The following is a 23,178-nucleotide window of genomic DNA, read 5'->3' on the forward strand; positions in this document are numbered from 1 at the left end:
AAGCCTACACCCTCTCTCTCACTATCGAAGCCAGCTCTCCTGTAAAAAACATTTGTATAATAAGCGATGCCGCTCCGAGTATGACGCTGCGCTCGCCAATTGAAGAAGCAAGCAGCTCCACACCCTCGCTCATCCCTTCCAAACTGCGGCTTAATCCGACTTGCTTGGCCTGGTCCATAACGTATTGACCAAGCTCGCTTGGCCAACCGCCGAGTACGATCACATCCGGGTTGAATAAGTTAATCATGTTCGCAATCCCAACACCCAGATACACGGACATTTCCTGGAAAACAGGCTGTAGATCAACCTTCCGCTCTTCAATTAATGCAGCCACTTCAGCGATCGTCTGCACAGGGTCGATGTTCAAGTTGGCCAAATGTACATTCACTTTGCCAAGAAACGCCCGTTCCGAAGTCATCGCCTCGAGGCAGCCGTAATTCCCGCATCGGCATTGCGGTCCATGAAGGTCTATTGTTGTATGACCCACTTCCATGCCTGAATAGCGTGAACCTCTGAACAATAACCCATTATTGATTACGCCTGCTCCGACTCCAGCTCCGAAATACAGGAACACGAGATTATTGGTCATTTGGGAAGCCTCGCTGCCCATGTATTTCTCAGCCAGCGTCATCACTTCCACCGTATTGTCCACCATAACCGGCACGCCGAAATGATCGCTCAACGGCTGCTGCAAGGAAAGATTGCGCCAACCGGTCGGCGGCGAAAATCTAACCTTGAATGTCTGATGATCGACAAGCCCCGGAATGGACAGCCCGATTCCCGCCAGATCCCGTCTGGCCGTTTTGCTCTTGCGGAGTAGCGCCTCCGCGTGTTCGATGATGCTGTCGATAACTTCCTGCGGACTCATCCTGGCATGTATCGGGTAATCCCCCTCGCATACCACATCCCCGTCCAGGTTGCAGATAATGCCATGAATAAGATGCGGGCGGATATCCATCCCCATGACCATTCTGCCATCCGGCCGAAAAGTGAGCAGAATCGGCTTGCGCCCGCCGATCGACTCCCCTACGCCCTTCTCTCCCACAAGTCCCTCGTTGATCAAATCCTGCACGATCCGCGATACAGACGGGCCTGCCAGCTTCGTTTTTTTGACAATGTCAGCCCGGGAAATTTGGTTGTTCATTCTTATTAAGTTAAGAACCGTCGCCCGGTTCACTTTGCTTAAATCGCTATGTTGTAAAGTCAGCTTTCTCATTTTGGTTAACCTTCTTTTCATTTGTGGCTTCTGTAATCATTCTCCAAAAACCGCTTGACTTCCTCTATTGACGGGATTCCTGCGCGTCCTCCAGGCTGCCGGCACTTCATTGCACTGACAGCACTCGCAAAAACTGCGCTGCGGTATGCATCCCCGTCATCCAGATAAGCAGCCGCATAAGCCCCGTGAAAAACATCGCCAGCTCCTGTCGTGTCCACCGCTTCAACGGCGAAAGCCGGTATCGCATGCAGTTTGCCCCGATCGAGCAGCATGCAGCCCTTCTCGCCCAAGGTTGCAATAACTATTTGAGGACCGGCACTTTGAATCCGCCGCAGCTTATCAACCAGTTCCATCTCGGGTGCCCAAGAGCTGAAATAGTGCTCAGAGCCGATGAACAGCGTGATGTCCTTGGCCATTTCCTCAAAAGCGGGATCGTAATAATCGGCGTCCAGCATTATCGGCAGCGACTTTCGCTTCGCCCAGCGAATGGCGTTTCTCTCTACAGGTCCCGATGCACTGATGTGCAGCAGCCGCCCGTCAATCGCATCGTCCGTTTCGAACAAGTCCGTATGGGCAACCTCGCCCTCACTGTAGAGAATGGTCCGGCTCCGTGTCGCCTCGTCCGACAAGACGACCGATATCGCCGAGCTCTCAGATTCCGCAGCGGCTTGGAGCGTTATTCCTTCCTTCTCCAGGTCGCGGCGGATCATCTCGCCGAAATAATCATTCGAGAGTCCAGCCACAAGTGCTGTGGATTTGCCCAGCCGCGATGCCGCTACCAGAGCAGTCGGCACTTTGCCGCCTCCTGCGAATTGAAAGCCGGTTATCGGAGCAGATTGATTCAGGGACGGCATGCTGCCGATTTGCACGACCATATCCAGGTAGGGGACACCGACTCCGATGATATCATAATAAGTTCCCATATCCGCCACCTATCCTTTAACCGAACCCGATGTCATGCCTCGGATAAAATATTTTTGCAGAAAGATGAACATAAGTACGACCGGAAGCGTCGTCATGACGGAAGCTGCCATCAGTACGTTCCACTGCGTGGAATATTGTCCCATGAATGTCCGCAGACCGATCGGAAGCGTACGAAGGCCCGGTGTATCGATGAAGGTATTGGCGAATACGAACTCGTTCCAGGCAAGTACAAAAGCGAATATCGCCGTCGCCGCGATTCCCGGTGCCGCCATCGGAATAGTGATCCGGATATAGGCGCCAAGCTTGGAGCAGCCGTCAATCATCGCAGACTCCTCCATATCGATGGGAACGGTAGAGAAATAGGTCGTCAGCATCCATACGCAGAATGGCAGCGTCAGAGCACAGTAAGTAATCATCAGTGAAACGTGGGAATCAAGCAGTCCAATTTTGCTCATGAGCAAATAATAGGGCGGCACCAGCAGAATAAGGGGAAACAACTGCGTCACCAATATGCCGATCTTAAACCCCTTGCTTCCCTTGAATTGATACCTCGAGAAACCGATGCCCGCCATGACTCCCAGAATCAGCGCTCCGACCGTCGTTACCGCAGCGATATAGAAGCTGTTGAAAAAATAGCTCAAAAAATTCGTATCCAGCACCTGCTTGTAACCTTCCCAGGAGATTTTGGGAGGCAATATAGTAGGCGGGATCGTCATCGTTGCTCCCTTTTCCTTCAGGGAGGTGAACAGCATCCACAGGAATGGGAAGATCGCTATCACAACGATAATACACATAAGCAAATTCATCAGGATGTTCTTCCGCAGCGTCCGGTTATGCATCTATCCCGCCTCCTGTTTGGAAATATATCTGGCGTAAAGGATAATGACAACGGACAGTAGAGCGAACATGACTAATGCGCTGCTTGAGGCCACGCCCAGATCAAAGCTTTGGAATGCTACGCGGTAGACGTAGGTAGTCAATGTCTCGCTGGAGTTAAGCGGGCCGCCCTCGGTCATCAACCAGATATTCTCAAAGCTGTTGAACGTCCAGATCGTGATGAATACGGTGCACAATGCCAGCGAAGGCAAAATTTGCGGGATCGTGATCCGGAAAATTTTCTGCAGGGCTGTCGCGCCATCCACATTCGCCGCTTCATAGATATCCTTGGGAATTGCCTGCAGGGCGGCAAGCAGCATAATCATCGGGAAAGGGAACCCCTTCCAGACCTGCTCTGCCAGCACCGCGTATAATGCGGTATCGGGATTACCCAACCAGATGACAGGCTCGGATATGAAGTTCAGCTCCATCAAGAAATAGTTGATAATTCCGAAGCTCCCGTCATACATCCATACCCATGTGAAGGCTGCGACCACGGAAGGCATGACCCACGGGATCAGGAGCGCCCCCCGATAGAATCCCATCCCCTTGAACTCGATATTTAGCAATAAGGACAGCGGTACGGCAACCATCAGTTGAAGAATGACGCCGAGAACCGTCCAGATCAACGTATTCGAGATCGCTTTGCGGAAGATCGGATCAGCGAACAGTTGGCGGTAATTATCAAACCCGACCCATCCTGACGAATCAGGCTGGGTCATGTTCATGTCTTGGAAGCCCATTAAAATGTTCGTAATGAGCGGATAAACAACGACGAAAGATAATCCAATAAGTGCGGGTGCTACGAGAATTTTGCCCAGATGCCGCTCAATTTTTTGTGAGTATCTCATTGGCTTGTTTCACTGCCTCATCAAGTGTCTTTTTGATATCTTCGTTGCTCATTACGATCTTCATCAATGAAGGCTGCAGCACGTTATAATCGATATCGCTCCATGCAGTCAAGTCTGGACGGGCCTTGGCAAAAGCGATTGATTCGATAAACACTTTCATGGCCGGATCGCTGAAAATCGTTTGTTCGTTGTTGTCTTTGCGTGCCGAGACCCGATTGATGTCGGACAGCACGTTCATGTTTTCTTTGTTCGTGATGAACTCAATCCATTTATAAGATGCTTCCGCAGCCTGCGTATTCTTCCCGATTACCCAGTCTGTTCCACCCAGCACGGTCGCTTGCTGCTTGCCGGCCGGAGAAGGGAACACGCCCCATTCGAATCCAAGATTGTTGGATTTCAATTCCTGCAAGCTCCACGGTCCAGACTGGTACATGGCCGTCAATCCAGCGCCGAACGCCGAGTTCAGTTCGTCCCAGGTTTTCCATGTAAGGGCTGCCGGAGGGGTCAACTTTTCTTTGACCATGCCAAACAAATAATTCGCGCTTGCAAGGCCCGCTTCGCTGTTGAAGAGCGCATCTTTGCCCGACTCGTCGAACAGTTCCCCGCCCGCTTGCCAGAAGAACGGCAGCCAGTCGAAAGAGCCTCCCCAGCCCCCCATATAAGCAAAACCGTATTTGCCTTTTCCGGTCAGCGCTTTTGCAGCAGCATGCATTTCATCCCATGTCTTGGGCGGATTCTCCGGATCCAGTCCGGCTTCCTTGAACGCTGTCTTGTTGTAATAGATAGCCATTGGGCTTGCTTCCCAAGGCAGGCCATATATCTCATTTTTGTACGTAGCCGCTTTCATTGGACCCTCGTAAAATTGATCCTGCAGCGCTTTGGCCTTGTCACCCAACGGAAGAATGGATTTCATTGACGCCAGCTGCGGAACCCAAACCACATCCGACAAAATCACATCAGGTCCCTTGCCGCCTACGGTTTGGGTAATAAATTTATCGCGGTAGCTCGTCGTGCCATAAACGGTTGGTTGAAACGTAATCTTGATTGCAGGATTTTCCTGTTCAAACTTCTCTTTGGCTTTGATCAACGGGCTGTTATTGTCATTAACCAGATAATCATAAACCCAGACTGTAAGTTCCTCTTGCTTGGCAGGTGTATCCGAACCAGTGCTTTCCTTCGGCGTCGTATTCGCGCTGACTGTTTCGTTATTCTTGGTGTTAGAACCGCAAGCCGCTATCATAATCATCATTGCAAGAATCAATAAACCGGAAACTAACTTTCTCATCTGAGCACCTCCGCATATTGACAAGCTACTTGGCATTGCATGAACTAGGCTTTACCGGAAGAGCCGAACAGCCTCATCTTATGAATGATCTTCTCCGTCATTAACGCGTAAGCGCCATAGGTTAGATCATTCACATACTTGGCTTGCAGCCCCTGCTGAATGGCCTGTGTAGTTCTCTCGATGATCGCATCGCTCATCTCGGTGGCGACGTTAATCTTGGCAATTCCCTGACCGATTGCTTCTCTGATCATGTCTTCAGGCGTGTAAGAGGAGCCGTGAAGCACAAGGGGAATCGGAATCTGTTTTGCAATTTCGCTAAGCAAAGCGATATTCAGCCGCGGTTCATGATTATATTTGCCGTGAGAAGTTCCGATCGAGACCGCCAGGCTATCCACACCTGAACGCTGGTAGAATTCGACAGCATCTTCGATGCTTGTTTCAATCATGTCGTCCACATCCGCGTTATCGCCGCCTTCTTCTCCTCCCACATGACCGATTTCCCCTTCAACCGGAAGTCCGACGGCATGCGCGATTCTGACAACATCCCGGGTGATGGCGATATTGTCTTCGAGCGGCAGCGATGACCCGTCGATCATGACGGACGTGAAGCCATTCCTGATTCCAATCGCGGCATGCTCGGGACTCATACCATGATCCAGGTGGAGCACAACCGGAACCTTCGCTTTCTTCGCCTCACATTGGACAATGGCACCCAGCACGTCAAGGCCGACATAAGTGTCCAGACCGCTCCAGACCTGAATCATAACGGGAGCATTCTCTTTCTCCGCTGCTGCGATAACTGCCTTCACGCTTTCCAGGTTAAATACATTGAAAGCTCCAACCGCATAACCCTGTTCCCTTGCTTTCGACAGAACTTCTTTGCTTGTGACTAACGGCACTGCGAAACCTCCAATCAACTTACTTTCTTATTGTATGTAACTAAGTAGTTAAAAAAAATTCCCCCATAGTAGATGTCTTTCAACTAAATCATTTGAATATTTAACCCCTCTCTTCAAACTTAATTACTTGATGTAATAAAGAGTTTATCTGATAACGCTTTCAGTATAGCATGGGTATATGGTCCCTGTAAACCCTAAATTCACAGGCATGATTCGCTAGGATAAATAATGGGTATTGAGCATCTGGGGATCATGCTGTCAGCTTAGATATACGACTTTGACAGCTCACGTAACAAGCTAATCTTGCGCTGCCTCCTTGGTACGCTCAAGCTCAGCGAGAGCAAGTAGAATCATTTGCACGCGCTCATTAACCGTTTGGTCCCCCTCAATCCGAAGAACGGGACAGGCTAAACCCGCAATCCATTGCTCATGTAAGGTTCTGCTTCTTACCTCCAGCCCCGCTTTATCATATAATGCCGCCCACTCTAAGAATGCTTTGGACTGCTCGTACTTCTGGCCTCCGGGCATTATTTCTTCCCCATATCTCGCATATTCCCTCTCGCGCAGTCTTTGCAGTCTGATATCCTGTGGAACATAGAGGAAAATAACGAAGTCAAACAAGGGCTTTAACTCATCTCCCCAGCCGCACACTGCGCCTGATAGAATCCATTGTTTATAAGGCGCAAGGTCAGCTTGCAACAGTTTCACTCTTTCTTGCGGTTGTCTCATTTGGTTAAATTTCTCTATCCAAAAATAATCATCCCCATCAACATTCACATGCGGCAGATGACCAGCCAGTTCTTTGCCAAGTGTCGTTGCTCCTGAACCAGATGCGCCAAAAATATGGATCCGGTTAATCATATAAACCTCCATGTTTGTTGATTTAAAGTATTGTGTCAGGTTCCAAGTGCTTCTTTCATTAATTTATACGGATAGCTTTTCAGTTTTACTAAAGGTACCTGATTGTGATATTTGTTAAGATCGATAATATTCATTTCTTGAATGGGCCAATAATCTTCTAATAAAAATTCAGTTATCTTAACCATATCTGTCATGGATCCCAAGACACTGCGATTATAGGTTTTAACAAATTCTATTTTATTGGCTTCAAATAGATACTCGCTAATCTTTGATTCCGGAAATCCATCAGCTCTTAAATTCTCTGTTAATGCTTCAATGAATAGCGAATTAAACTTCTTTAAATGTTCCTTCTTTATTCCAAATAAAATAAAACAATATCTTGTTCGATTATTCATAATGATCAGGTTATTCCTTTTGGCCATGCGGAAAACATTAGCGTGCCATTTAAATAACTCGTCATTTGTTTCCGTATCCTGCACTTCTTCCCACGAGCTGAGTTCAAACAGCTTTTTTGTACACGATATTGTTATCATTTATTATTTCTCCTTTCGAACCTTCGCCGTTAAAACCTCTATGCTAATTAAGCATCCTTCAGGTCCCATTCCTTATAAAACTGCTCTAAAAATTGCTCCATAAATTCATGCCTATCAATGGCCAAATGTTTGGCATGCGTTGTATTTAATCTGTCCTTAAGTTCCAGCAGCTTTTCATAGAAATGATAGATGGCCGTTTTTTCATCCGACCTGTAAGCGAGATTGCTGAAATCCCGTTCCGGGTGATGGATGGTTTGGCCTTTCCACCCCGAGTATTGGAAGGTTCGGGCTATCCCTATAGCTCCCAGAGCATCCAAACGGTCGGCGTCTTGAACAATTTTGCCTTCAAGCGTATCCATCGGCGGGTTATGTCCACCGTTATAAGACATGGTTGAAATGATGGTCATGACTTCATTTACGGTTTCGTGGTCCACCTGATGTTCCGTAAGCCAGTTGCGCACTTTATGTAATCCTGCTTCTTTGGTTTCATTCAGCTTCTCATCCGCAACATCATGCAATAGGGAGGCCAATTCACATACAAATACGTCGGCCTTCTCGACTGCCGCCAATTCCAGAGCCAGCTTTCGGACACGATGAACATGCCACCAGTCGTGCCCGCTTGGATCGAACTCCAGCTCCTGCTTTGTGAATTGTTCCGCAGCAGCGATAATTTCTCTTGTGTCCATAATCCGGCTTCCCTTCTGCTCAAATTCACATGTCATTGTCTGCCCCATTCCACTTCAATGGGCATTCTGCTAAAATTCTTTCCCAGTTCCCTTTTGGTGTAGTATTTTACCCGGTTGATAAAACGTCCGATTGTCCAGATTTCATTGTAATCATACATCCGATAAATATCACGCTCGCCAACTCCTGAAGAAATCAGATATTGCATCTGCGGAATATGGTAAACGTTTATTTTTCTTGTCCTTCAAGGAGTAATACCCTTTATTCAATTTTCTGACATCTTCCCGTGTCACGCTGACGTTAGGACTCATCATATCCCCTCCTAATGATCACTTACACCCGGTCTCCATCCGGTCTGTTGACTCCACCGGGTTGCTTTGTTCATAATGGTCCAGATCATGGGCTCCTTGGCGTTCACATAGGCTTCTCTTTGATGGCGAAACGTGCGGGCCAGCTCATATTTATCATCTGCATAGATCTTGCAATCATCCGGGTGGCAGCGCAAATAATCTCTAAACAGCAAAGCAAATTGCTGGGACCAGCTTCCCTCTTCCCTCACATGAATATGCGTCCTTCTATGACCAGGCAACTCCCTAAAGTATCTTTTTGTCAGATCCGGATTCTCCGGACGGTGGAGAAACCCGGCTCTTTCGATGCCAGCTTTATATTCCTCCATACGTTCGAGCCGCCGAACCGATATCTGAATATCTATGATTGGTTTTGCATGTAGACCGGGAACGGAAGTAGATCCAATATGATCGATTCTGGATGCAGCTTCTCCTAATGATTTTCTTAATTTCAGACCAACCTCATGGAACAAAAGCGGCCATTCATCCTGATATTCATGAATCAATATTTCATCAGACATACCTGCCTCCCGTTATCGTGCATATAATTGAATCCATGCGGGTTTGTACCCCAGACTGATTGCCAATTGGCGCGACTGGAGATTGCTCACCTCGGTTGAATAATAGGGAACGATCCCTTCATTAATGATCCTCTTCGTTAAAGTTCCGACGATCGCCTTACCTATGCCAAGCCCCTGATATTCAGGCAATACATCCACGCCTACCTGCCACATTAATTCACTATCCTCAGAAGCTCCGGCGATACCTACGATCTTTCCTTTGTGCTCGGCAACCGAAGCCAGCCTGTCAGGACGGGGACTATCCGATTGATAGGATAAAGCATGCCGGAAAACGGTATGCTCATAAAGTTTAATCACATTGCTGCGGTCATAGGTAGATATGCTGATACCCTGCGGGATATTAAATTCTGCAAGATCGTCACTCGAACAAACATATTTCTGATCCGGTCCGGCTATAAACTGGTTATCTCTGCGTACATACTCTTCTATCATCGTCATCGTTGGGATGGAAAAAATCTGACCTCGCGTAAGATGACCCAGATTCTGTCTCACCCAATCCACTCGTTGATGACTGCATGAAATAACAACTCCTTTACCCATCGTTACGATGTTTAACGAATGGGCACGAACCGGGAACCGAAATCGTCCATCTCTTAGTTCAGCATGATGAACAGATACGCCATCTGCAAGGAAATCAGTCTCAGAGCAAGCGAGATCGGCTGCTAATACAATCCTGATTGTTTGCAACACAGATCTTGGACGGGGAGCAGATCCGCCAGACTCCCATACATTATTGATGACCATCATCTCCAGACTTGATCTTTTATTGATATTGTATCCCTTCTCAACAGGTTTGGCATTATAATTTACCAAGAAATAGAAGCAAAATAGCCGGACCCGGCTTGCTCCTCGCACATGACCAAACAGCCGCTCTTCAGCAGGCGCGGCCATTTGGTTGACTAGCCTCTCATGGACTGCATTTTATGCCCTAACGCTCTTCACATGCCCGGGGAATCGTCTTTTTTTCAACCATGTCGAATGTATCGTTGCCGCAGCTGCTGCAGCCTTGATTTTTGAGCTGCTCAATCGTTGGTATCGTTCCCTGCATGCCGACATAAACAGATTGTTGGCATTGTTTGCAGCGGTACGTTCGCTGTGTTTGCTTCACTTCGCCCGTGTAAAGTGCATCAGTGAAAACTTCCGTATATTCAGGAGTCGTCTGGTCCGTTGTCCGCAGAATGAACATCTGACTCCGGTTCGCAATCATTTCCGCCCCTTCATAAGCATTAAACCGCGGGAAGCTCGCACTGACCGCAAGCCCCATCCGGACAAACTCACGCTGCATAGCCATCATGTACTCCGGCGATTTGTGGGCAAAGGACAAAAAGATCGGCTGCCCCTTGGTTTTCTTTAAAGCATTGATGCCCCGTGAGATGAACAGACTCATCCCCTGCAAGGTGTACGGTGGGTCTGTAAAAAAACAGTCAAATTGCTCATTCAGATGATCGGGTAAAGGCTTCCGCAAATCATGCTGACAGCATTGAATAGGAAGCTTGTTACGCTCGGCGATTCCGCTGATAAAATCCAGAAACCGCCCATCGATATCTATCACGGTAATGATCGTCCCTGTATGTTCGCCGCCTGGGAACAAACGCTCCAGAAGCAGTCCGATCGATACACTGACCAGATCATCATCGCCAACGCACAGGATTCGCTTCCCGATTAACGCATGCTGCTTCAAGCATAGAACCGCCCGGCGCAAGCTGGTCTCTGGCGTACACTTGGATTGGTCGATCTGAACATCTGCCTGCGGCCGAAGCAGAAAAATGTGTTCCAAATCCGACAATACATCCTTGAGGACAGACGTCCAATCCTTATCGATAGCCATCAGTTCTTGATGGAGCGTCTTGTTTAGCCCTTGATAGCCCCTTTGCTGTTCGATCCATGCTGTACCTTCTCTCGTACAGCGAACCCCGCGATCTTGCATAAGTACTCCGGTTTTGATGAGCTCTTTTTTTATCGCAGCGGCAACCGGAATCGGCAGCAAAGTTTTGCGTGCCAGCTCTTTGGTTGAAACGCCCGGGTGCAAATAACATTCCAGCAGCAGCTGCTCAATGACAGCCGGCCCTTCCTGCAGTCTTACATGTTTACTCGCTTGATCAATATAATCGATGATTTAAAACCTCCCTGTACGTTGAATGACCATAATCCGACTTTCTTGCCTGGCATACCTGCTGCTTCATCTTCCCATTCACTCCTTCTAAAAAAATAGAAAAAGGGCAGGGAATGAACATACGTCATTCCCTGCCCTTTTTGCGTCAATACCTATAAAGAACCCGAAAAAACAAAATCCGCGCTGAAAAACAGCACGGATGTGGGCGCAAAGATAGGCATCCCCTTAAGGCTTGGTTGATATCCGTTGTTCTTAACTAATTCCGAAGTGTCCAACCGTCCATAGAAAAATAAACGTTGCTCGATCAGCAATTCGTTTATCCTGGTGATCAGAACCTTCATAATATGGAATTTGGTTAGTTAAGAACGACCTGATACATAAAAGTTCTCCTCAAGTGGAACATATTTATGCCACCCACTATATCCTACATGGATTATTAAAGTCAAGTTGTTTACTCCCGGAACCTGCCAGAAACCATTTCTGCAGACCCTACGGCCCATTCTTTATATAATTGATTCAGTTCATCGGAAGTGCTTTTTACAAACTGATCCACCCTTATTTTCGTGAAATATTTCGGTGAAATCTTCGGTTCGTTACGATCATTCCGGAGCCATTCTATTTTCACATCTCGATATTGAAGAACTTCACTTTCCGTAACAAAGGGTTCTATTGTAAATGCTTCAGCTTGCTTTAATTGCTTGATGACACGATGCGGCCATCCTTCAGCTTTCAAATAATCAAACTCCACCTGGCTTACTTCTTTGGTATATAATCTCCTTTTGTCCTCATTCCTTCCTTGGTAATTGGCATCAAAATCAGCATAGACCGTCTCCGTCCATCTCAGATCCGCATAGAGATGTGCAAAGTATCCCAATATGTAATCTTTCCATGCGTTGTTATGATTAAGCTTCCAGTAGTTCAAACAATGATTTCTAAGTTGCTCGATACTGGGCAGCTTGCCCTCACAGACAAGATGAGTCACTCCCTTATGCTCCCTTGTTGCATGTTCTCTCATATGTATGGCATCGGGAGCGATGCTCCCTAATAAAAAATGAGGCGTCGGGTCTGTTACATACAGTTGCTCCGCAATCGCAAAATGAACCATTGGCCAAGGCACTTGGAATCCTCTCCTCCTCCTAAATACGGTTTATCCTGATTCGCCGAGCATCGCTCCGAATACACCATAAGGGACCGTAACGGTTGTCATGTAGACTCCGTTCTGGCGATAGACTCCGTCTGGATGGATACACTCCCAAGGCGCCCCTTCCCATCCGTTACAGCGGAAATCTTCGGCAAGCATGCCATCCACATAATCTTCGAACATCTCTTGTGCAGCAGCAGGATCTGTCTGACTCAGCGCGTAAACGTACCAGCCAGTCGGCGTTCCCCAATATGCCCCGTTCTGATAAGTATTCATCGGATAATCTTCCACCGTCTTATCCCAAGCCGTTCCCATCAACGTAGCAGCCTCCAGCGGCAGGTGGCGAACATTTCCCTTATAACAAGTCGTACCGCTCCGATAACCATGCCGAATCGCCGAAAGCGCTGCTTCATAGGGTTCCCCATCCAGCAAACCTAAATAAATCGCATAGGCTGTTCCCCAAATATCCGGTTGTTTACCATATCCGGTAGCCGCGAGCAGCCATCCGGAGTCGCTTCCGAACAGCAAGGGCACATGGTGCTTGATTTGTTGGGCGATCCCACGATAACGCGCTGCTTTATCAACCTGAACGTTTAACTCCGCCAACTCTGCCAATTGGCCGGCAGCCCGATATTTCAACAAAGTGGCAAATAATAAACTGCCTGTCTGCACGATGCTGTCAACGAAGCCAAAATTGACAGCCCGAGGCGCAAGGGATGTGAAGACGATGCCAGTCTCACAATCTGATTCCGGAACATGAAAAGCGCCTTCCAACCTTTCCCATAAAGGAATCTCACCCCATACCTCCGCCAGAGTGCTCCAAGCGCCCGTTTCTTTAATAAATGTATAGGCCATCGCTATAAAATAAAAATGATCGCAATACGGTGGAAATTCACCCCAAGGCTCACCACCCTGGTCGGGGCCGGGACTGTAGGTACCTGGATAATAAACCGGCCTACCGTCCAAATTGATATGATCCGCTACTGCAAAAGCCGGAACCACTCCCTTATCAAGCTTCAGGGGAGTCCTCCCATTCTGTGTCAAGGCAGTCAAGCGGAGCATACCGTGCAGTTCCTCCTCCGAAATCATGCCGCAATCCAGTGACATGGCAAAATCACGAATCCAGAACGAAGGATAACAAGTCCCGCCGCCGGGACGTATCAGGGTAATGCCTGTCGTGTTCACAACCGGCATCGTAGGCCGGCTTTTTTCCAATTCAACGCCCCCGGGTAATTCGTACAGGCTGACCCCTGGACGAATACGCGAAGCCTCCACCACTTCCCGAGTCAATTCACGCAGCTCATTCCAGCGATCTGAATTCCAATTCATATTTCTCCTCCGATTCAAGCTTCTACTCCAGCTCAATGCCCCCTTACTTAGAACGATCCAGCGGAATAACCATATTCCAGGTAACATCCGTAAAGTCATAAGGCTGTCTGCCATTCCCTGTTGCCAAAAACAGATGAGTCGGCTTGCCATCGTGGAAAAGCAGGTTGGGGCGCTCAAGGTTGCAAGGCGAGCTTATGGTCGAGTCATCCCAGAGGATTTTCGTCCCGTATGCTTTGGGCTTGGCATGGATGTCCCAGTTAATACAATCCAGGCTTGTCGCATAGATGCCGGCCCCCCACTCACCCGTCAATCCTCCACTGTTATTTTTATAATCATCCTTCACCAGCATGTGGAACAAACCCTCCGAATACCAGATATAAGGGTCCTCGACATGGAAATCAGGATTGTCAAAGCGGAGTATCGGCTCGTCCTGCAATCTTTCATAGGGCCCTTCCGGCCTTGACGCCTTGGCAACACCCAGCTTTAAGGTGGAATTGGCGTATTCCCGCGATTTATAGACCATATAGGTTGTACCATCCGGCAAAATAGCCGCAGAAGGATTGGTTGTGATCGTACAGTCCCAATGACCCGGTCTTCTCGGCTCCAATAAAGGAACATCCCGTCTTGTCCACGGCCCAAATACCGAAGTCGCCGTTGCCAATCCAATCCGCTTGTTATTCCATACCTCCAAAGCTCGTTCAGACGAAATAGAATCTCCTGGACCTGGAATGGGGCCTCCATATGTCGTTCCAAAATAGTACAGGTAATAAGTGCCATTCCAGTACTTGATCGACGGATTATGCTGATTTAAGGCATCAAAAAAATGACGTTCCCTTCGCTCTAATACAACCTCTTCGAATCGGTAAGGCCCCTCCGGAGTATCGGATGACGCGCGGACGATTTCGCAATTAAACAACCAATGCGCGCCGAATCCGAGTTCTTTCCGCCATCTTGAAGCAAACAGATGATAACGCCCATCATCCCCCTGGATCGCCGACCCGCACCAAATATAGTAATCATCCATTTTGAATCCGCCATTTTTAGGCGCCGGAAGTATCTTATTAAAGATTGGATTTTCCAACATTATCCCTCGCTCTCATTGTTTTTATTTATTCTACCATTTAATTTCCTGATAAGTACGGGTTATTGAAGCCTCTCTTGCTTTGAGGCACATTAAGACACTCAGAAGCCCCGCATCCAGAGGCGTTTTAGACTTCCCGCCTTGCATCATTTCAATAAAGTTCTCGCACAGCATCACATCGCCTCCACCATGATCATCTCCGGAAGATCCAATGTCATGTGTTTCCGTGTGATCTTCGTGATGCATGAAAACCTTGATTTGACTAGTAAAATAATCGAATTCCAACGTCCCTTCATAGCCGATAAAACGAAATGTCCGAATACCTGCTTTTTTCCGCACATAGAAGTTTTGAGAGTAAGAAGCATGCATACCGGACTCGTACTCAATAATCGCGCTTCCCGAATCTTCATTACCCGTGTCCACCGCGAAACAGCACATGTCATGGTGAGCCGGCTCGCCGCGCAGCCGATGCAAAGTTGCACTTTCCGGGCAACTATATTGTTCTTCGCAATTTTCGCATTTCAAATTTGCCGGTTTATTGCCTTTGAATATCTGTTTAGCCTTCATCGCGCACAATTGCGTAGGCTGCAGACCGAGCATGTAGTTAATCATGTCAAAATCATGGGTAGCTTTCTGTAGAAACAGCCCCCCCGTTTCATTCTCGTCACGGTACCATCCTTGAAAATAGACACTTCCATAACTCACATTGTTATTAACCTGAACATGTTCGATAGCTCCCAATCTTCCGGAATCCATGATTTTTTTAGCAGCGCGCCCCAGGTTACTTAACCGGAGGGAAAAGGGAACGGCCACCTCTGTCCCCGAGCTTTCATAGACTTGTTTCAGAGCTAACAGATCTTCCATTGATGTGGAAACCGGCTTCTCCAGAACCAAAGGAATCCGTTTCTTCAGGACCTTAATCGCCATTTGGGTATGGAGGGAGCAACGAGTGCCAATGATGACCCCATCAAGCTGTTCTTTGTCCAGCATCTCATCCACGTCCGTATAAAGGCGGGCCTCTATGCTTCTTTCCTTCAAAGCTTTCTGAACGGAGTCCAAATTCGTATCATTAATCGCAACCAAGCGAATATCACCGTTCAACTTTAATAAGATGTCACTGATGCACTTGCCCCGATTGCCGTATCCAATAACTGCAATATTCATTCACAGGCGCTCCTTTTCAACTTCATTGTCTCGTGAGAGTAAATAACGTAGTGATATCGAATCCAATCCGTTTGTTTTGTAATGCAATCTTACATGGGGAATCCCCCCCATTGCGCTCAAATGCTGTTGGGCTTCGTAAAAGGCTGCTTCTATACCTTTCTGACTTAAATACTCATGATTAGTCCATGTATATTTCCCCTCCGATATTGCCGGCAATCCTAGATGTCCATAGAAAGATACTTCCGGGAATAACGCTTTCGTAATTGAAGAAGTATAGGCGGTCAAGTCTATACCCAGTCCACACCAGGGCATTCCCCATGTTTGAATGAGATTCACCTCGCTAACCAAATGATCGTTTAACATTTCTCCTGAAATAATTAATTCTGGCTTACATAATCGGATTTGATTTAATATCTCATCCGTACCTTTCTTGAAATCACATCGTTTGTCCCTAATTTCAAAGCCAATCTGGTCGAGCATAATCGCTTTGATGTCATATTTGGCAAGGAATGAAGTAATTTGTTTAAGAAGAACCTTCTGCCATTCCGGATGATCCGGTCTCATATAGAGGAACGGGCTTGTGGGACCTGCCCACCCGGCAGGTACTCCATGTTCATCATGCAGCTGCATGTCCTTTAATTGGTCTTTCGTAAATAGCTGCAGCTCCGGATCATAGCCCCAATAATTCATATGCGGCATCACAATTACATTTTCTCTATTCGCCTTTTCCATCATTCGGGAAAATCCTTGTTCTCCACCCAATTGTTCGCTTGGCAGATAATTGGGGTAGTCCTTATCATATTTTCCGCACCAGCCCGGGATATAGATCAATGTTCCCGATGCCAAATGGTTGGAGGCCAGTTCGACGATTAAATCAATGACATCATCGTAGCAATGAACGACCTCTCCATTAGATAACATCATATCCAATGTAAGTATTCGCTTTATTTTAGAGAGAGCATCCCGGTTAATCGTATCCATTGGCCTGACTTCCCTATATAGGTTAATGCTGTCTTCCAAATTTTCCGTTTGCCCCCATACCAGTTTAAGATGTTGCTCCGATTGCCACGACCATTCCCAACCGCCGTCACAGCTGTATACCTCCATATGCGCTTTACCTTCCGGATCAAATACGGAAATGAATTTCCCCTCAAATTCAATAACCCCAAGAGGACAAGAATAATGTCCGGGTATCGGCAATAATTCCTTGTTGAAGGTGGCATCTATTCTTATTCCGCTGTGCGTAGGCAAATGAAGAGCCAGCTTGGAGATATCCGGAAAACAAATCGACATTTTTCCAGGTTCTCTAAGGACGTTTACACGTAGGCTGCCTAACAATATCTCCGTGTTTTCTGATTCTGTATCCCATTCCTGATGCGATATTAAATCGTTTATTCTGCTATGCATTCATTCAACACTCCCAATCTGATATGATCTTGGCCTTCGATCATCTTATCAACATAAGAAGAGAACAGAAATCAAACAAAAGGAAGATTCCTCCGAAATCTGAAGGTGATCTTCCTCAAAATTTAAACATTCATCTGAATAATAGATATTTCAGTCTGACAAAAACAACTTTCAGCTTTGATCCCTCACTGTTTATACTCCAGCAGAGATAATATCAGGAATATGGCTTCAGCCCTGGTCGCTTCTGATTGCGGAGCAAATATGTTGTTTCCTCTGCCTTTCATCAAAGCTGCCGCATAGACCGCTGAGACATAAGGTTTTGCCCACATGGGAATATGCTCCGAATCCTCAAATGTCAATTTGTACGGTTCTGACAGGGGCAGCTTCAAGGCTTTCGCAATCATGACAGCCATTTCGGCACGTGTGATTTGATTTCCCGGACGGAAGCTGCCATCGCTGTATCCACTAATGATCCCAGCACTGACAGCCTGTGCAACAGAGTCCCTCGCCCATACCGGAATCGCCGACAAATCTTTAAAGGCCGGGCTCCCAGCCTCCCCATCCAACTTCAATGAACGAATCAGTATGGTTACAAATTCTGCACGAGTAACGGCAGCAGTTGGTTGAAACGTACCATCAGGATAGCCTTTAACAATACCAAGACCGATTGCTTTGGAAATTGCAATTGCTGCCCAATGGCTCTCGGGGACATCAGTTGGAAGCACACTTGTTGTAACACTTGCTTCATTCGTAACCGCGTGTTCTTCTACTTGCTTCTCATGCTCGCCCTTATCTTGCTTTGTTATTGGCATGGTACCAGGCTCCGGATTGGGTGATTCCGGTTTTGGCGACTCCGGATTGGGTGATTCCGGGTTCGGTGACTCCGGGTTCGGTAATTCCGGGTTTGGTGATTCCGGGTTTGGTGATTCCGGGTTTGGCGACTCCGGCTCCGGCCCCGGATCGGGAATTGACGTCGAATCCGTTAACGATACAGTATAGATACAAGTTGGTCCTGCGCTAAACAAGAAGGAGAACTGCACCTCCGATGGAGGTAAGCTTGACAGGTATTCTTTCTTTAACTTAACGATGTTTCCATTGATCGTATAATCCGCATTTTTCTCCAGCTCATCTCCGTCATTGACGATACTGGTCAAGGTTTGGCCGTTCAAGAACAGGCTTACTTCCAGATCCGTCGCCTTAGCAATATTCCTGTCGAAGGTTGCATGGGTCGGAGTAACTGTAGGATCCATCGGGGACTCCTTATAGACCTCAACTTCATTCAGAAACATCAACGAACCTGCCTGACCGGGTCCGTCCGGTTGAAGCGCTTTTACTTGTATATATCTGTAACTCTGTGTCGGGAACCGTAAAGCGAAATTTCCGCCGGTGAAATTCACATAATGGCCTAATAATTGATAGGTTTGACCATTAACCGAACCTACAATATCAAATTCCGTCGCATAGCCGGCTTCATGCATCCGCCCTTGTATGAAGTTGACGGGTCTGACTTGCTCGAGATCAACTTCCCAATTCCACGCATAAACCATATTTGAGGCAGCAAAGGTTTCCAAATCCCCATCATTGGCCTTGCCCGGTTCATGCCCCGGATGAGTGGTGCTGTCAGTTCCGCCGCTTGTATAGGCTTTAGCCGGTCTGTTTAATGCGTAATTCCCGGAACGGGTTGTGTGTACTCCAACTTTCACTTCCGCCTGGTCCGAGAATCCCCCATCTTCCGTTGTCGCCGTTATTATCGCGGAGCCGGCTTGGATTGCCGTGACCACACCTTCCTGATTGACGTCTGCAATGTCCGGGTGGCTGGAAGTCCAGACCATCTGCTTATTCAACGCGTAGGCCGGTACGATAGTAGCAGCCAGTGTTTCAGTATCTCCAATAAGAAGATCAACGGCTTTCTTATTCAGCTGCACCGATTTAACAGCGGTATCCAAGCTATAGCCCTGAATATATCCATCCTCCACAGGAAGGTTGTCGTCCATTTTGATTCTCAATGCTACTTTGCCATAAACGTTGCGAACGAGCAGATTTTTAACCTTTACCTTAAGCTCTGTGAGCGGCTTATCATTCTCCATGGCTAGCAGCCACGCATTAGCTGTGCGGCCTTGCATCGAGGAAGGCACCTTCATTGTCCTTTTCAACCACTGATTTTGGCCTTGTGCACTTAGATCCGATGCAGGGTTGCCCGCAATATGCCATTGGTCGACCCAGTCTCCCTGCTCCTTTAACCTCTTCCCGTCTGCCGCAACGATATCGATACCTCCGATTCCTGCCTCATCGGACAGCAGCATGAACTCATACTCCAGTAAATCCCCCGCCTGAAACTCATAGGCCTGGGAGGATACCTTCTGATAATAGTAGCGATCCATATCATTGGAATCCGTTGTTCTTTGATTGATCTCTACAACATTCTCATGATAAACCTCGACTTCGTTTAAAGTCAGGTTGCCGCCCGCTGTCGGGGAATCGCCCGTGATTGCAAGAGATACCCTTACATACTGCGCATTCCGATCTTCGAAGCGAATCGTTTTCCAACCGCCCGCGAAATCCGTTACCTGTTCAAGATCAGTAAAAGCAACACCATCAACAGAAGTCGCAATCCTAATATCCGCATGAACGGATGAATCAGGAACGGTACCTGCGAATAGACGGATTTGATTGATATTCTTCACGGCACCCATGTCCAAATTCCAATGCCAGGGATCCTGCCCCTCGGATTGGGCGAATGTATCGGGGTTCCCGTCATTTGCCTTGGCTGCTTCGTGACCTTGCAGCATAGTCGTACCCGATCCGTCTTCATTCAAGGCAGTCGCGGCTCGTTCGATAGATAGATTGCTCGTGTTGTAAACACCAATTTCCGCGATAGCCATTTGCTCGCCGTCCAATGGATGTTCGGGCGCGACAGCAGCGACCCGAACATAACGGGCGTTCTGAGGACCATAGACGGTAAAGGTACCCCCTTCAAATCCCGTAACTTCACTAACCCGGCTATACGTACTCCCATTCAACGATACCTCAATATTAAAGTCGGTTGTATACGCCGTAAGCGGCATCGTCACTTTAATCTGATTGAAATCGGTTGCAAAACCAAGATCAACAGCAGCCTTCCATACGGATGCCCGGGGTGCTTGAGCGTACGTCGTTAAATCATCGTCCACGATCGCTTCATAACCTGTTGTTTTCGTTGTAATATTGTCTCCCCCGATATAGAACGCCCTAGCCGGTTTGTTCAATGCCAGATTCACTTGGGAGGGAGCGGGATTTCCGGAACCATCGTTATAAATTTCCAATTCGTAAATAACCATTTGGTTTCCAGGCTGATTCGGTCCGTCAGGCTTCACCGCAACAATTCTGACGTACCTTGTCTGCGTATCGTCAAAGACCTGTTCACTTGTTCCTCCGGTGAACCCGACGACGGATTTAATCGTGGTGAAATGGATACCGTCGTTCGAAGTACGAATATCAAACTCGGAAGCATAATACTGAGGGTCCATCTTGACCACGACTCTATTGATATTTTGCGGCGATCCCAGATCAACCTGCTGCTGCCATGCATATTCATTGATGGATGCCGCGTAGGTTAACGGATCGCCATCAACGGCATTTTCCGGATTCCGGTCAGGATGCATTTCCGCTTCGCGGCCTTCCGGTGATTCATAAGCAGCGACAACTTTTTTATTATAAGCCAGGTTATCGAGGTTGGACTGATTGCCTGTCGTCACCGTCAAGGCTGGCGTGGACGAGGAGAGATTTAGAGCGGCATCTCTTGCCGCAACGGAAAACGCATAGGTGCGGCCAGGCTCCAGATTACGGACAGTAAAGGCTGTAGCTGTCGTAACTCCGACGACGATGCCGTCACGTAAAATTTCGTATCCCGTTACAGCCGTATTATCCGAAGAGGCTTGCCAGTGTAAGGAGACGCTATTATCCAGTACCGCTGTTACGCCTTCTATCAATGAGAGGGTTGCCGGGACGGTTGGCGCCTCGGTATCTGTGGGAATTGCTGAAGGATTTAAGTCCTTGTAAGCTGCCTCTAATCCGGCATTGTTGATGATGGAAGCAGGCAATGTTAATGGGTCGTCCACGAACTGGTTACCTACAAACACACCGTTCTTGCTGTTGTCATATAACTTGGCAGATTGATCCCAGAAATTATAAGCAAGTAACGTATTTCCTTTATTGCCGTTAAAAAACAAATGATTGCTCCCTGCGATATCTAACGAAACATTATTGGTTACCGTGTTATAGCGGCTGTTGTTATCCAGATAAATCGCTCCATGTGTATGAACATCCGAAATGACATTACCCGAAATGATCTGATTGCGATCCGCCGATAACGAATAGATTCCTGCGCCGTCAATAAGCGTATGCATCGTATTCCAGATTTTATTGTTTAACACTTTATTATTCTCTACTATAGTAGGGATTGTGTAATTCAGTGATCCTCCTTCATCTGTCTCTCCCCAGCCCCAGCCGGTGGATATACCCGAGTAAGGCAAATCCGTCAATTCATTATGGGCAACGATCGTATTCTTCGTATAGCCGATCCAGATGCCTACGGAACCGTGATATTCAGCCCCTGCTTTTGTAATAAAATTGTTTTTTATCGTATTGCGGTCTACTGCCCTGGCCTCTACGCTTGGATGATAATCCTCCTGTTTCACATCGCCAAGCATGATCGCATTACCGGAGATGTCTCTGAATATATTGCCCTGGATCAGATTATCCTGCGCCCCGTAATCGATATTCAACCCAACTGCGCCAAGATGTACAAACGTATTCCGTTCAAAACGGAGGTTGCGCCCGCCACTGATGCTTACGTTAGCCGGCATTTTCACATCCGTATAGGAATATGCGACAGGTGGCGGCTCATGGGGTGACATAAATCCGGCTTGAATATCTCTGAATCCAAACAGGCCATTAGGCTGCAGCCAAGTCGCATAGGCAAAGGTCAGCCCTTCGAACACGACATTCTCCAATGGGTCTTCAAGCGTTCCCGTCCCTCTTACTAATGTTTCCAACACAGGTGCAATGACTTCGGCGGAAGTCATGTCTTCGCCTGCCCGAGGTTTATAGTAGAGAAAATGCTCTGTACGATCCAGATACCATTCTCCCTCTTCGTCAAGTAACTCGTAAGCATTCTCGATCCATGTGGGATTATCCGCCTGTACCGACCTTGTGTTGTTCACCATCGTGAAGCAAGGTTCATCCATCGTAATCATGCCATCTGCAATGACGGAAACGCCGCAGCGGCTTTCCGTCCAGAGCTTGCGAAATACAAATTCGACATCCGGGATGTTGCCCCAATCCTTCATCGACATATCCGTTGTCGTGTAACCGCTTTCCGTTTTCTGCACGCCAGGCAACGCACCGCCTTTGGCACGTTCAGCCCTTTGCCCGTTAACATAAAGCTGACGTGTCTCTAATGACGCTGCCACAGGCGCGCGATAAATATTGGCAGTGATATCATCCAGTGTCCATCCGGAGATTACGGTTCCCCCGCTCAGGACCGGAGTCTCGCCTGGATAAGCTTTGTAGGAAATCTGATAACCGTTATGGCCCGAATCTTCGGATGTCAGCTCGAAGGTGTCTGTCAGTTCATACGTGCCTCCTCGCAGCAGAACATCAATATTAGCTGTCATATCCGCATTCAGTGCGCGCACCTTGTCCCTGCCTGCTTGGAGAGTACAAGGATCAGCCAAGGAACAGGCGTTCCCTGTGCCCTCCGGTGAAACGAATAGTTGAATATTAGGGGAAGCTTGCACATGGGGTACATGAAGGATAAAGCCGGTACAGCATTCCATCATAATGCTCAGGATAATGAAGGAAATCCATTTTTTTCGCATGCTACATTCCTCCCTACTTGCGAATATA

The 23,178-nt window shown here is 47.7% G+C and carries 18 protein-coding genes; all 18 read right to left on the minus strand.

Annotated features, from left to right (window positions below):
• Positions 1 to 4: 4 nt before the first annotated feature.
• Positions 5 to 1,216, minus strand: a complete 1,212-nt coding sequence (locus tag IEY46_RS19655; RefSeq protein WP_188994190.1) for an ROK family transcriptional regulator — start codon at positions 1,214 to 1,216, stop codon at positions 5 to 7.
• A gap of 17 nt (positions 1,217 to 1,233) precedes the next feature.
• Positions 1,234 to 2,139: a carbohydrate kinase family protein gene (locus tag IEY46_RS19660; RefSeq protein WP_188994192.1), complete on the minus strand. Its 906-nt coding sequence runs from the start codon at positions 2,137 to 2,139 to the stop codon at positions 1,234 to 1,236.
• Positions 2,140 to 2,148: 9 nt separating this feature from the next.
• Positions 2,149 to 2,979: a carbohydrate ABC transporter permease gene (locus IEY46_RS19665; RefSeq protein ID WP_188994194.1), complete on the minus strand. Its 831-nt coding sequence runs from the start codon at positions 2,977 to 2,979 to the stop codon at positions 2,149 to 2,151.
• Positions 2,980 to 3,867: a carbohydrate ABC transporter permease gene (locus IEY46_RS19670; RefSeq protein ID WP_188994195.1), complete on the minus strand. Its 888-nt coding sequence runs from the start codon at positions 3,865 to 3,867 to the stop codon at positions 2,980 to 2,982.
• Positions 3,845 to 5,152, minus strand: a complete 1,308-nt coding sequence (locus tag IEY46_RS19675) for an ABC transporter substrate-binding protein (protein WP_188994197.1) — start codon at positions 5,150 to 5,152, stop codon at positions 3,845 to 3,847. Before IEY46_RS19675 ends, IEY46_RS19670 begins: the two co-directional genes overlap by 23 nt.
• A gap of 44 nt (positions 5,153 to 5,196) precedes the next feature.
• Positions 5,197 to 6,051, minus strand: a complete 855-nt coding sequence (locus tag IEY46_RS19680; RefSeq protein WP_188994199.1) for a class II fructose-bisphosphate aldolase — start codon at positions 6,049 to 6,051, stop codon at positions 5,197 to 5,199.
• A 297-nt stretch (positions 6,052 to 6,348) separates the two neighbouring features.
• Positions 6,349 to 6,912, minus strand: a complete 564-nt coding sequence (locus tag IEY46_RS19685; protein WP_188994200.1) for an AAA family ATPase — start codon at positions 6,910 to 6,912, stop codon at positions 6,349 to 6,351.
• Positions 6,913 to 6,947: 35 nt separating this feature from the next.
• The gene (locus tag IEY46_RS19690) at positions 6,948 to 7,445 is read right to left on the minus strand and encodes a DUF6933 domain-containing protein (protein WP_188994202.1); all 498 of its coding nucleotides are present in this window, start codon (positions 7,443 to 7,445) and stop codon (positions 6,948 to 6,950) included.
• A 47-nt stretch (positions 7,446 to 7,492) separates the two neighbouring features.
• Positions 7,493 to 8,167, minus strand: a complete 675-nt coding sequence (locus tag IEY46_RS19695; protein ID WP_188994204.1) for an HD domain-containing protein — start codon at positions 8,165 to 8,167, stop codon at positions 7,493 to 7,495.
• 284 nt (positions 8,168 to 8,451) lie between these two features.
• A complete protein-coding gene (locus IEY46_RS19705; RefSeq protein WP_188994208.1) occupies positions 8,452 to 8,997 on the minus strand; it encodes a GrpB family protein in 546 nt (181 codons plus the stop codon).
• A gap of 12 nt (positions 8,998 to 9,009) precedes the next feature.
• Positions 9,010 to 9,948 carry a GNAT family N-acetyltransferase gene (locus tag IEY46_RS19710; protein WP_229750413.1) on the minus strand — a complete coding sequence of 313 codons (939 nt, stop codon included), beginning with the start codon at positions 9,946 to 9,948 and terminating at the stop codon, positions 9,010 to 9,012.
• Positions 9,949 to 9,985: 37 nt separating this feature from the next.
• On the minus strand, positions 9,986 to 11,173 hold the full coding sequence (locus IEY46_RS19715) for a bis-aminopropyl spermidine synthase family protein (RefSeq protein ID WP_188996035.1): 1,188 nt from the start codon (positions 11,171 to 11,173) through the stop codon (positions 9,986 to 9,988).
• A 448-nt stretch (positions 11,174 to 11,621) separates the two neighbouring features.
• Positions 11,622 to 12,287, minus strand: a complete 666-nt coding sequence (locus IEY46_RS19720) for a hypothetical protein (RefSeq protein ID WP_188994212.1) — start codon at positions 12,285 to 12,287, stop codon at positions 11,622 to 11,624.
• Between the two features lie 30 nt (positions 12,288 to 12,317).
• On the minus strand, positions 12,318 to 13,640 hold the full coding sequence (locus IEY46_RS19725; RefSeq protein WP_188994214.1) for a hypothetical protein: 1,323 nt from the start codon (positions 13,638 to 13,640) through the stop codon (positions 12,318 to 12,320).
• A 43-nt stretch (positions 13,641 to 13,683) separates the two neighbouring features.
• Positions 13,684 to 14,664, minus strand: a complete 981-nt coding sequence (locus tag IEY46_RS19730) for a glycoside hydrolase family protein (protein ID WP_188994216.1) — start codon at positions 14,662 to 14,664, stop codon at positions 13,684 to 13,686.
• Between the two features lie 90 nt (positions 14,665 to 14,754).
• A complete protein-coding gene (locus IEY46_RS19735; RefSeq protein ID WP_188994218.1) occupies positions 14,755 to 15,885 on the minus strand; it encodes a Gfo/Idh/MocA family protein in 1,131 nt (376 codons plus the stop codon).
• A complete protein-coding gene (locus IEY46_RS19740; protein WP_188994220.1) occupies positions 15,886 to 17,178 on the minus strand; it encodes a DUF6259 domain-containing protein in 1,293 nt (430 codons plus the stop codon). It lies immediately after the preceding gene.
• A gap of 299 nt (positions 17,179 to 17,477) precedes the next feature.
• Positions 17,478 to 23,150: an S-layer homology domain-containing protein gene (locus IEY46_RS19745; RefSeq protein ID WP_188994222.1), complete on the minus strand. Its 5,673-nt coding sequence runs from the start codon at positions 23,148 to 23,150 to the stop codon at positions 17,478 to 17,480.
• Positions 23,151 to 23,178 lie beyond the last annotated feature (28 nt).

The sequence above is a fragment of the Paenibacillus nasutitermitis genome (assembly GCF_014641075.1).
In the GTDB taxonomy this organism is placed as follows: Bacteria; Bacillota; Bacilli; order Paenibacillales; family Paenibacillaceae; genus Paenibacillus_Z; species Paenibacillus_Z nasutitermitis.